The 12,042-nt window shown below is 76.4% G+C and carries 6 protein-coding genes; 2 read left to right on the top strand and 4 right to left on the bottom strand.

Annotation, left to right across the window (positions count from 1 at the left end; all coding sequences use genetic code 11):
* Positions 1-52 precede the first annotated feature (52 nt).
* Positions 53-835 (top strand): TetR/AcrR family transcriptional regulator, encoded by a 783-nt coding sequence (locus tag ACLIYP_RS13440; protein ID WP_412713351.1) that lies wholly within the window; start codon positions 53-55, stop codon positions 833-835.
* Between the two features lie 51 nt (positions 836-886).
* On the opposite strand, the gene ACLIYP_RS13435 is transcribed toward ACLIYP_RS13440, so the two are convergent.
* The gene (locus ACLIYP_RS13435; protein ID WP_412713350.1) at positions 887-1,387 is read right to left on the bottom strand and encodes an anthrone oxygenase family protein; all 501 of its coding nucleotides are present in this window, start codon (positions 1,385-1,387) and stop codon (positions 887-889) included.
* A 230-nt stretch (positions 1,388-1,617) separates the two neighbouring features.
* Positions 1,618-2,676 carry a hypothetical protein gene (locus ACLIYP_RS13430; RefSeq protein ID WP_412713349.1) on the bottom strand — a complete coding sequence of 353 codons (1,059 nt, stop codon included), beginning with the start codon at positions 2,674-2,676 and terminating at the stop codon, positions 1,618-1,620.
* A 104-nt stretch (positions 2,677-2,780) separates the two neighbouring features.
* Between ACLIYP_RS13430 and ACLIYP_RS13425 the strand changes: the two genes are divergently transcribed.
* The gene (locus tag ACLIYP_RS13425) at positions 2,781-3,320 is read left to right on the top strand and encodes an ArsR/SmtB family transcription factor (protein ID WP_412713348.1); all 540 of its coding nucleotides are present in this window, start codon (positions 2,781-2,783) and stop codon (positions 3,318-3,320) included.
* Between the two features lie 80 nt (positions 3,321-3,400).
* On the opposite strand, the gene ACLIYP_RS13420 is transcribed toward ACLIYP_RS13425, so the two are convergent.
* Complete coding sequence (locus ACLIYP_RS13420; RefSeq protein ID WP_412713347.1) at positions 3,401-3,610, bottom strand: MbtH family protein; 210 nt, start codon at positions 3,608-3,610, stop codon at positions 3,401-3,403.
* Entirely contained in the window at positions 3,607-12,012 is an 8,406-nt protein-coding gene (locus ACLIYP_RS13415; RefSeq protein ID WP_412713346.1) for an amino acid adenylation domain-containing protein, read from the bottom strand. Before ACLIYP_RS13415 ends, ACLIYP_RS13420 begins: the two co-directional genes overlap by 4 nt.
* Between the last annotated feature and the right edge of the window lie 30 nt (positions 12,013-12,042).

Raw genomic sequence — 12,042 nt, 5'->3', positions numbered from 1 at the left:
ATTGCGCGTACACCGTACCCGGTTTTCCGGCGTCCCCGTAGGATGGACCGCGATGACGAGCGAGAACAGCGACCGCGGCTACCTCAAGCGCAGCCTGGACCTCCTGTGGGGCCAGGTGGAGCGCCCCTCCCGCGGCCCCAAACCGGGCCTGACCCTGGAGCGCATCGCCGCCGCGGGCGTCGCGATCGCCGACGCCGAGGGGATCGACGCGCTCTCCATGCGCCGCGTCGCCGCCGAACTGGGCGTCGGCACGATGTCGCTCTACCGCTACGTGCCGGGCAAGGCCGAGCTGCTGGAGCTGATGATCGACCGCGCCTACCGGATGATGCCCGGCGACGACGCGCCGCGGGACGCCGACTGGCGCACGGTCCTGGGTTACGTCGCCCACGGCAACTGGCGCATGTACCTGGCCCACCCCTGGCTGCTCCAGACCAGCCTGGCCCGGCCCGTACTCGGCCCCGGCGCCATGGCCGGATTCGACTACGCGCTGTCCGGCCTGGTCCCCCTCCCCCTCACCGACCAGGAGCGGCTGGGGTTCATCGCCGCCGTGGACGGCTATGTCGCCGGCTGCGCCCGCGCCCACGTGCACGCGGCCCTCGCCGCGCGGCAGACCGGCATCAGCGACGAGGAGTTCTGGACCGCCCACGGGCCCCTGCTGAAGAAGGCGATGCTCAGCGGCGCGTACCCGCACGCGGCCGCGCTCTCCGAGGACACCTTCGCCGTCCCCGGGGAGCGGCTGTTCGAGTTCGGCCTGGAGCGGCTGCTCGACGGGCTGGAGGCGTTCATCGCAGCCGCGGACGGCGGGACCGCCGAGCGGCTGGGCGGCGGGGGCTGAGCGGCGGGCGGCCGGACTGCGGGGGCTGAGGACCGTACCGCCCGTGCCCCGTCAGGCCGTGGCGCGCCCGTACAGGACCAGGGCCCAGGCCAGGCAGCCGAACGCGGCGGTGGCCGCCACCGCGCGGACGGTGTTCCAGGCGACCCACGAGGACTCGAAGCGCTCGCGGACGGCGGCGAGGCCGGCCGCGCCGTCCGGCTCGCCGGCGGCGGCGAGCCGCTCGTTGAGCGGGACGTTGGCCGCCGCGGTGACGGCGAACACCACCAGGTACAGCACCAGTCCGGCGACGGTGAACGGCAGGGCCGCGCCCCCGTCACCGGCCCACTGCAGGGCGGCGGCGAGGGCGGTGACGACGGGCGCGCCCATGAAGCAGCCCAGGAACCAGCCGTTGAGGATCGCCTCGTTGATCCGCCGCATCGCCGTGACGAAGGTACGGTCGTCACCGCGGCGCAGACCGGGCATCACGGCGTAGGCGAAGCCCGCGAACAGCCCTGCCATCAGGCCCGCGGTCAGTGTGCCCGCGAGCAGGGCGAGGGTCGTGAGCGCCTTCATGCCGCCGCCCTCCGGGCGCGGGACGCGGCTGCGGCGCGGTAAACGGCAGGGCGGGGGGTGCGGTGGACGGGCTCGCGCACGCGTTTCTCCTTCGACGGGCACGTACGGACACGGCGGGCTCCGGTGGAACGCCGGCGGGACCGGGCCCCGGGGGACGCTACCGTGACCGGCCTGCCCGCGCGGCAGGGTTTGCGTCCGGTGCGGCGGCCGGCGGGGTGTCCGGCCAGGCGTCAGGAAGCGCCGCCTGAGCGCCGCTTCGAGCGGCGCAGGGCGAGGAGGAGGACGGCGCCCGCGGCGAGGGCGAGTACGAAGCCGAGGGTGTTCCCCTCTCCCGCGCCCTCTTCCTCTCCGCCGTCCCCGGCCCCGTCGGCGTCGGTGTCGGCGTCGGTGTCCGGCTTCCGGTCGCCGTCGCCGGTCCGGTCCGGCTTCTCCTCCCGCGCGCTCTCGGGGAGTTGATCCTCGGTCAGGGGCATCGGCTGCACGGGGCTGCGCTCGCCCTCGGTGCCGTACAGCAGGGTCCGGCCGTCCGGGGTGAAGGTCACCGACTCGCCCTGGCGCTGCACGGGCACCGTCAGCCGTCCCAGCTCACGCGGCCTGTCGTCCTCCCAGGCGTACATGGTCCCGCCGAAGTAGCCGCGCACCGCGAGCCGGGTGCCGTCCGGGGAGAAGGCGGCGTCGGTGGCCCACAGGTCGATGTCCGCGACGCGTGTGAAGGTGGCGGCGCCGGACGCCGGGAGCTCCTCGGGCCCGGCGTACAGGGCGCCGCCGTCCTCGTGCTTGCTGACGATGTACACCCGCCCGGTGACGGGGTGGACGGCCAGCGACTCGGCGTCGCGCGGGCCGTCCGCGTAGCGCACGGTGTGGCGGGTGACCTCGACCGCCTGGTCGGCCAGCCTCTCGGGCTCGGCGAAGCGGTAGATCCACACCTCGGGCCACCGGCCGCCGAAGTTGTCGCCGATGTCGCCGACGTACACGTCGCCGTCCGGGCCGACGGAGACGGCCTCGACGTCGCGCGGCGAGACGCCGGTCAGGGTGACGGTGGCGACCGTCTCGCCGGTGCGGCCGTCGATCGCGTAGACGTACGGCCCGTCGTCGCTGTCGTTGTGCGTCCAGTACACGCCGGGGTGGGCACGGCCGGCCGCCAGGCCGCTGGACTCGGTGATCCGCTCGTCCTCGATCGTGAAGCCGTCGGAGGCGGGGCCGGCCGCCCCCGCTGTTCCGGCCGCCCCGGTCGTCCCGGCCAGCACGATCACCGTCGCCGCGCCCAGGGCGCGCACAAGCCTCCGCATGGCCCCAAGCCTGCCATCGTCCCGGGCTGGAGCCGGACGACGGGCTCCGCCGCCGTGTCCCGGCCGCTCCGGGTGCGTGCGGTGCCCGGCGCTACGCTGACGGGATGAGTGAGGACGTGCCGTCGTGGGACGCGCTGGCAGGACAGGTCGCCGGGCTGATGCAGCGGGTCTCCGAGCTTGAGGAGCGGCTGGGAAGCGGTGCGGAGGGGCCGGAGGACGGGGAGGAGCCGGATGACGCCGCCTACCGCCTGCTGCCGCAACTCCGGGGCCTCCTGCGGGACTCGGCGCGCGGCGGGGTGCTGTTCGCCGGGTCCGTGACCGGCCCGGGCGGGGAGCTTGTGGAGTGGGAGCGGTCCGCCGCCACGGACTCGCTGCTGGGCTCCGACTGGCCGGAGCTGGCCGACACACTGGGCGCGCTGGGGCAGCCCGTCCGGCTGCGGCTGCTCCAGGCCCTGCTGGAAGGGCGGACCGCGGTGGCCGAACTCGCGGAGCTGGACGGCCTCGGCACGACCGGTCAGGTCTACCACCACCTGCGGCAGCTCGTCTCCGCAGGCTGGCTGGAGACGGCGGGCCGCGGACGTTACCAGGTGCCGCCGACCCGGCTCGTCCCGCTGCTGGTCGTGATCACCGCGGCCCGCCGCTAGAGACCCGCTTCCCGGCTGCCGCCGCACGCCTCCGCGGTGGCACGCGGGTGCTGCGGAGGCGTGCGGAGGCGGCCCTGGCGTCAGCCGCCCATCGCCCTGATGAGGGACTTGGGGCGCATGTCCGTCCAGGTGGCCTCGATGTGGGTCAGGCAGGCGTCCCGGCCGTCGGGGCCGAAGGTGCGGGTCCAGCCGGCGGGGACGTCGGCGAACTCGGGCCAGAGCGAGTGCTGGCCCTCGTCGTTGACCAGCACCAGGAAGAGCGCGTCCTGGTCGTCGAAGGGGTTGGTCATGGTGCATCCTCTCTGTCGTCCTCGCGGTCGTTCTCGAAAGCGGCGTGCACGAGGTCGGCCACCGGCGCCCCGGGCGACGTGGCGATGGCCTCCAGCAGGTGCAGCAGTTCGCCCATGAGGTCTTCGGCCGCCTCGGACGCCACCGCCCCCGGGCGGTGGTCGAGGCGCAGCCGCAGCGCGTCCTCGGTGGCGAACGCCACCAGGGTCAGCGGGTAGTGGGTGGCGTCGCGGCCCTCGATGCCCGCCAGGCGCAGCCCGGACACCGGCCGGGCGAGGGCGGCGCGGTCCAGCGGGTAGTTCTCGAACACCAGGTGCGTGTCGAACAACTCCCGCCGCCCCACCACGCGCTGGATCTCGCTCAGCCCGATGTGGTGGTGCGGCAGCAGACCGGCCTGCTCGTCGCGCAGCCGGTGCAGTACGGCGCGCACCGTCTCGTCACGGTCGGTCCGCAGCCGCAGCCGCACGGGCAGCGTGTTGATGAACAGGCCGATCATCGACTCCATGCCGGGCAGTTCCGGCTGCCGGCCGGAGACGGTGGTGCCGAACACCACGTCCGGGGTGCCGCAGCGGCGGATCAGCAGCAGGCCCCAGGCAGCCTGGAGGGCGGTGCCGAGGGTGATCCCCTCGGCGCCCAGTCCCCGCAGCCGCTTGGTCGCGGTGTCGGACAGCACGGCGTCCAGCGTGGCGGGTTCTCCCCCGTTCCCCCCGCCCGGGCCGGAACCGGCGGGCGCGGCCGGGACGGCCGCTGTCAGGCGCGGCGGCTCGCCCGCACCGGCGAGCGCGGCCTGCCAGGCCCGGCGGGCCGCGACGCGGTCGCGGGTGGCCAGCAGCGCCAGGTGCTCGCGATAGGGGGTGACCCGTTCCAGGGCGTCCGGATCGCCGCCGCGGGCGTGGAGCGCCAGCAGTTCGCGGACGAGCAGCGGCACCGACCAGCCGTCCAGGATCAGGTGGTGGTTGGTCAGGACGAGCCGGTGTTCCTCCGGCCCCCAGGAGACCAGGGTGAAGCGGATCAGCGGCGGGCTGTCGGTTTCGAAACGGCGGCGCAGGTCGGCGCGGGCCAGCCGGCCGAAGACCCGCTCGCGGCGTTCCACGGCGACGCCGGTCAGGTCGATCTCGCGCCACTCGGGGGGCAGCGGCCCGGGAACGACCTGGACCGGGCGGCGCAGCCCCTGGTGGACGAACGCCGCACGCAGGTTGGGATGGCGGGTCAGCAGGGCCGTGGCCGCGGCGCGCAGCGCGGCGGGGTCCAGGTCGCCGTGCAGCCTGAGCACGAACTGCGCCTGGTAGACGTCCGGGGTGTCCGGCGCGTACAGCGCGTGGAAGAGCAGCCCCTCCTGGAGCGGGGTGAGCGGCAGCACGTCCGCCGGCCTCGGGTGGGCGCGTTCCAGGCGGTCGATCTCCTCCTGGTCGAGCCGGACCAGCGGCAGGTCGGACGGGCTGCGGCCGCCGGCGCCAGGGGTCCGGGCGTGCAGGACGAGGGAGTCGAGGGCGGCGAACCACAGGTCGGTCAGCGAACGGACCTCCTCCTCGGTGAGACGGCCGTCCGTCCAGGTCACCGAGGCGGTCAGCCGCGGCCCCGCCGGACCGTCGAGCGTCAGCGCGTCGATGTCCAGGAGGTGCGGCCCGAAGCGTTCCGCCGTCCGGTCCGGGCGGGGGGCGGGACGCTCCCCGGCGATGCCCCAGTCGGTGCCGGGTTCCTCGGCGAGGCGGCCCAGGTAGTTGAACCCGAGCTGCGGTGCGGTCCGCCCGGCCTGCTCCGGCGCGGAATCCGGGTCCAGGTACCTCAGGACGCCGTAGCCGACACCGCGGTCCGGAACGGCCCGCAGCCGTTCCTTGACCTGTTTGAGGGCTCGGCCGAGGGCCGGCCCGGCGGTCCACACGTCGGCCCAGGAGCAGCCGGTGGCGGGCAGCCGGACCGGGTACACGGCCGTCAGCCACCCCACGGTCCGGGACAGGTCGGTGTCCGGCAGGTCGGGCCGGCCGTGGGACTCCAGGTCCAGCAGCAGGCCCCGCGGTCCGACGGCGCGGCCGCGGCGGCGGCACCACTCCTCCGCGGCGAGCGCGAGGCCGGTGAGCAGCACCGGCTCCGCACCGCAGTGGAAGGCGGCTCCGACCTCGGTGAGCAGCGGCCGGGTCCGGCCGGGCGGCAGCGTCACGGTGAGCTCCCGTGCCGTACGCGGAGCGCCGGCCGGCGCCGGGTCCGCCAGCGGGGGACCGGGGTCGGCCGGCACTCCGTTCCACAAGGGCAGTTCGGCGCGGCGGGCGCCGGTCGCGCCCTGCTCGGCCAGGGTGCGCGCCCAGGCGGGGAACGGGACCGGTGGGGCGGTGAGCCGCGGTGGGCGGCCCTCGGCAAGCGCGCGGTCGGCGGCGGCCAGATCCGGCAGCAGGATCCGCCAGGACACCCCGTCCACCGCGAGGTGGTGGACCATGAGCAGCAGGCGGCCGCTCCGGTCCGGGCCCCGGTCGAGGAACACCGCGGCCAGCATGTGGCCGGCCGCGGGGTCGAGGCGGCGGCGGGCGGCGTCCAGGGCGTCGGCGAGCAGTTCGGGCAACCCGCCGTCGTGGCACTTCCCGGCGTCGACGCGGTCGACCCGGTCGGCAGCCCGGACACGGCCGGCCGGCAGCACTTCCAGCCGCCAGGCGCCGTCGGCGGTGTCCAGCCGAAGACGCAGTGCGGCATGCCGGTCGACGACCGCCTGCAGGGCCGCGGCGAGCCGTTCCACGGTCAGCCCGGGCGGGGTGCGGACGACCATGTGCTGGCCGAAGGAGTCCGTTTCGCCGCCCTGCTCGCGCCACCAGTGGACGATCGGGGTCAGGGGCAGCGGCCCCGCGCCGTCGTCGTCCGCCGGGACCGCGCCCGGGGCGTCCGGGGCCGCACCGGTGCCGGGCCGCTCGGTGAGACCGGCGAGACCCGCGAGGCCGGCGACCGTGGGTGCGCGCAGGACATCGCCGACGGTGATCCTCAGACCGGCTTCGTGGGCGCGGCTGACGAGCTGGATGGCGACGATGCTGTCCCCGCCCGAGTCGAAGAAGCCGTCGTGGACGCCGATCGACGGTGCCCGGAGCAGTTCGGCGAAGATGTCGCGCAGTACCCGCTCGCGTTCGTTTCGAGGACGGCCGCGGCCGGCGCCTCCCTCCGCCGCGGCGGGGGCGGCCGGCCCGGGAGCGGGCAGGGCCGCGCGGTCCAGCTTGCCGTTGCGGGTCAGCGGCAGCCGGTCCAGCACCACCCAGGCCGCGGGCACCATGTAGCCGGGCAGGTTCTCGGTTGCGTGCCGCCGCAGTTCCTCCAGGTCGACCGCCGCGTCCCCGGCCGGCACCAGGTAGGCGGCCAGGTGCTTCCCGCCCGGCCCGTCCTCCCTGAGCACCACGGCGGCCTGGCCGGCGCCGCCGTACCCGGCGAGCGTGGCCGCCACCTCCTCGGTCTCCACGCGGAAGCCCCGCAGCTTGACCTGCCCGTCGGCCCGGCCGCGGAACGCCAGCGTGCCGTCCGGCAGCCAGCGGGCCAGATCGCCGGTGCGGTACATCCGCGCGCCGGGCGGGCCGAACGGGTCGGCGACGAAGCGCTCCGCGGTCGGCCCGGGGCGCCCCAGGTAGCCGCGGGCGACACCGGTGCCGCCCAGGTACAGCTCGCCGGTCACCCCTGCGGGCACCGGCTGGAGGCCGGCGTCCAGCACGTAGGCGCGGCCGCCGTCCAGCGGGCGGCCGATGGGGATGCCTCGGCGGGCGGCCGGCCCGGACAGGTCGGCGTCGTCGATCCGGTGCCAGGTGGCGCAGGTCGTCACCTCGGCCGGGCCGTAGCCGTTGACGACGGCGGTGTCCGGGCAGTGGCTGCGCACGGCGCGTACCGCGCGGGGCGGGACGACGTCGCCGCCGGTCCACACCGTGCCGAGACCGCGCAGGCAGGACGGGTCCTCCTCGGCCACGGCCCGGAAGAGTCCGGCGGTCAGCCACAGACCGGCCGGGCGGGTCTCGGTGACCAGCCGCCGCAGGGTCCGCAGGTCGAGTTCGCCGGGCGGGGCGATGACGACCTCGCCGCCGTTGAGCAGCGGCACCCACAGCTCCATCGTGGACGCGTCGAAGGAGTGCGGGGAGTGCATCGGCATGCGGCGGGCCACGTGCTCGTAGCAGGAGTCCGCGGCCAGGGCGAGGATGCCGCCGTGGGTGATGGCGACGCCCTTGGGCGCACCGGTGGATCCGGAGGTGAAGATGGCGCAGGCCAGCCGCTCCGGATCGGCCGGCGGGAGCGGCGGCCCGCAGGCCGCGGGAGCCTCGTCGGAGGTGTCGCGGACGTCGAGGACCGGCAGGCCGCCGGCGGCCTGCTCCCCCGGCGGCCGGCCCGGTCCGACGACCAGCAGCGCGGCGTCGGCCTCGGAGAGGACGCGGGCTCGCCGGGCACTGGGCGCGCGGGTGTCGAGCGGTACGTAGGCCCCTCCGCTCCGGAGGACGGCGAGGGCGGTCACGGCGTACTCCACCCCGCGGTCCATCAGCACGGCGACCCGGGTCTCCGGGCCGACGCCTGCGGCGGCCAGGCGGGCGGCGAGCCGGTCGGACCTGGCCACCAGTTCCCGGTACGTCAGCGTCTCCGTGTCCGAGCGCAGCGCCACGGCGTTCGGGGTGCGGCGCGCGTGGGCGGCGACCGTCTCCGGGACGCTCCGGGCGGCGTCGCCGGCCGGGCGGGGGCGGGCCGGCGTCGTACCCCACCGGGACAGCAGGCGGTGGCGTTCGGCCGGATCGAGGATCTCCGCGCGGCGCACCGGGGTGTCCGGGGCGTCGGCCATCAGCGTCAGCAGCCGGACCAGGCGGTCGCAGAACGACCGGGCCGTCGCGGGCTCGAACAGGCCGGTGCGGTACTCGAGCACGCCGTCCAGGCCCTGGTGGGCGCCGTGCGCGTCACGGTGCTCGTGGAGGCTGAACGCGAGGTCGCACTTGGCGGTGCCGGTGGGGACAGTGCCGACCTCGGCGCGCAGCCCCGGCAGGTCGAGCCGTTCCGGCGGGGGCGGGGTGAGGACCAGCATCACCTGGAAGAGCGGAGGACCGGCCTCGGGCCGGTACGGCCGCACCGCCTCGACGACGAACTCGAACGGCAGCTCCTGATGCGCGAAGGCCTCCAGGTCGGCCGTGCGGACCCGGCCGAGCAGCTCCCGGAGGGTGAGGTCGCCGGAGGTGTCGGTGCGCAGCACGAGGGTGTTCACGAAGAAGCCGACCGACGCGTCGAGCCGGGGGTCGGGCCGGTCGGCGACCGCGGTCGCGACCGGGATGTCGGTGCCGGCGCCGAGGCGGGTGAGCAGTGCGGCGAGCGCGGTGTGCACCACCATGAACAGGCTCGCGTGCTCCGCGGCGGCGAGGGCGGCCAGGCGCCGGTGCGTCCCTGCGGGAACGCGGAAGGCGACGGTGGCGCCGTCGTCCGTCCCGGGTTCCAGGTGGTCGGCAGGCAGCTCGATGCGGTCCGGCAGGCCCTCCAGGGCCCTTTTCCAGTAGGCGAGTTCACGCTCGGTGCGGCCGGTGGGCTCCTCCTCGGTACCGAACTCCGCCCGCCGGTCGAGCGCGAAGTCGGCGTACTGGAGGGGCAACCGGGGGCGGTCGGCAGGCGGTACACCGCGCAGCCGGGCGGCGTAGGCGGCTTCGAGGTCGGCGGCGAGCGGGCCGAACGAGGCGTGGTCGAAGGCGATGTGGTGCAGGAGCAGCAGCAGGGTGTGCTCATCGGCTCCCGTGGTGAACAGCTCGGCGCGCAGAGGCGGTTCGCGGTCGAGCCGGAAGACGTGCCGTGCGCGGCGGGCCAGCAGCGCCGGCAGCCCGGCCTCGGTGGCGGCCGTCTCCGCGAGCCGTGGCCGGCCCGTGCCGGGGGGCAGCACCGACTGGTGGGGGTGGCCGTCCTCCTCCCGGATGACGGTGCGCAGGACCTCGTGCCGGCCGGCCAGGTCACCGAGGGCCGCGGCCAGGGCCTCCCGGTTCAGGGCACCGGTCAGGCGCAGGGTCAGCGGCACGTTGTAGGCGCGGTCGGCCCCGGCGTGACGGTGCAGGAACCACAGGCGGCGCTGCGCGAAGGACAGCGGAACGCGGGCCGGGCGGTCCCGCCGTCCGGCCGGCGGTCCCGGAGCCGCGGCGCACGGGGCCAGGCGGGCCGCCAGAGCGCTGACGGTGGGGTGCTCGAAGACGTCCCGGACATCGACGTCGGCGCCGAGGCCGGCGCGGATCCGGGCGGCCAGCCGGGCGGCGCGCAGGCTGTCGCCGCCGAGGTCGAAGAAACTGTCGTGCGGGCCCACCCGGGCGGTGCCCAGAAGTTCGGTGTAGAGGCCGGCCAGGCGGCGCTCCAGCGGATCGGTGAGCACCGGGGTGGCGCGTCCGCCGGAGGCGCGCTCGCCGGGGGCGGGCAGGGCGGCGCGGTCGAGTTTGCCGTTCCCGGTGAGCGGGAGGGCGTCGACCGGCACCAGCACGGCCGGGACGAGGTGGGCGGGCAGCCGGGCGCGCAGCAGGCGGCGCAGCCGGTCCGGGAGCCCCTCCGGTGGGCGGCCTCGGTCCGGCACGACGTAGCCCACGAGCCTCGGCTCGCCGCCGGCCGCGTCGGGCACCGCGGTGACGGCGGCGCCGGCCACCCCGGGCAGGGCCGACAGCGCGGCCTCGACCTCGGCGGGCTCGATGCGGTAGCCGCGGACCTTGACCTGGTCGTCGGCGCGGCCCAGGTACTCGAGGGTGCCGTCCACCGTCCACCGGGCCAGGTCCCCGGAGCGGTAGAGACGGGAGCCGGGCGGGCCGAAGGGGTCGGCGACGAAGCGCTGCGCGGTGAGCCCCGGGCGGCCGAGGTAGCCGCGGGCCACGCCCCAACCCGCGACGTACAGTTCGCCGGTGGTGCCGGGCGGTACCGGGCGCAGGCGGTCGTCCAGCACGTAGATCCGGGCGCCGGGCAGGGCGGTGCCGATCGGGCTGCCGGCCCGCCCGGTGTGCGCTGCCGTCAGGTCCAGGCGCGTGGCGTGGACGGTGGTCTCGGTGATGCCGTACATGTTCACCAGCGCCGGGGAGTCCGGCCGGTGGCGCCGGTACCAGCCGCGCAGGGACGACGGCGCCAGGGCCTCGCCGCCGAAGACCAGCAGGCGCAGGGCGAGCCCGCGGCCGCGCGCGGGGTCCTCGGCGTCGGCCCGGTCCAGGGCTGCGAAGGCGGACGGCGTCTGGTTCAGCACCGTGACGCGCTCGCGTACCAGGAGGTCGAGGAACGCCCTGGGCGAGCGGGCCACGTCGCGGGGGACGACCACGAGCCGGCCGCCGTGCACCAGCGCCCCCCACAGTTCCCACACCGAGAAGTCGAAGGCGCAGGAGTGGAACAGCGTCCACACGTCGCGTTCGTCGAAACCCAGTGACGCCGCGGCGTCCGTCAGCAGCGCCACGGGGCCCTCGTGCGGCACCACCACGCCCTTGGGGCGCCCCGTCGAACCCGAGGTGTGGATCACGTAGGCGGCGTGTGCGGAGGTCAGCGGGGCCCGGCGGTCGGCGTCCGTGAGGTCCGCGCCGTCCTCGGGGACCGGCGGCCCGGCGGCCGGCCCGTCCGGGGTGAGCACGCAGACCGGGCTGGTGTCGGCCAGGATCAGCCGGACCCGTTCGTCCGGCCACTCCGGGTCCACGGGCACCGCGGCGGCGCCGGACTTGGCCACGGCGAGCAGCGCGACCACCAGGTCGGCCGAGGGCGGGAGCCGTACGGCGACGGTGTGTTCGGGTCCGGCCCCGCGCCGTACCAGTGCGCGGGCCAGGCGGTTGGCCCGGGCGTTGAGGTCTCGGTAGCTCACGACGGTGCCGCCGGAGCAGACCGCGGGCGCGTCCGGGAAGCGGGCCGCGGCCCGTTCGAAGAGCACGGGCAGCGTGTCCGTGGCGGGCGCGGGCGGGGCGGCGGGGCGCGGTACCTGGCGGCGGCGCTCCCCCGCGGACAGGTGCGGGTGGCGGCCGGCGGCCCGTTCCGGCCGGGTGGCCAGCCCGGCCAGCAACCGGACGTAGCGGCGCGCCTCGGCCGCCGCCTCGCGGGGGCCGTAGCGGGCCGGGTCGGCGTCCAGGTCGACGTGGAGACCGCCGCTCCGCTCGTCCGGATAGACGGTGGCGGACAGCTCCTGGACCGGGCCGATGGCGATGTTCCGCATCGCCATCGGCCGGCCCGCGAAGTCCCGGCCGTAGCTGAACGGCAGCACGTTCACCGCCAGGCCGTACAGCGTGCGCCCGGAGCCGGTCAGCCCGAGGTCCCCCAGCATGTCCTCGTACCGGTGGCGCCGGTGCGGCAGGACGGCCTCCGTCTCGTCGGCCACCGCGCGCACCAGCTCGTGGGCCGGGCGGTCCGGGTCGACGCGCAGCCGCAGCGGCAGGACGTTCGACGCGGTGCCGGCGGCCAGCCGGGCCACCGCCCGGCCCCGGCCGGCCACCGGCATCCCCAGCACCACCTCGCCGGCGCCGCGTCG

The organism is Streptomyces nanhaiensis (assembly GCF_046614825.1).
GTDB lineage: Bacteria > Actinomycetota > Actinomycetes > Streptomycetales > Streptomycetaceae > Streptomyces > Streptomyces radiopugnans.
This window is presented reverse-complemented; position numbering and strand designations above follow the sequence as displayed.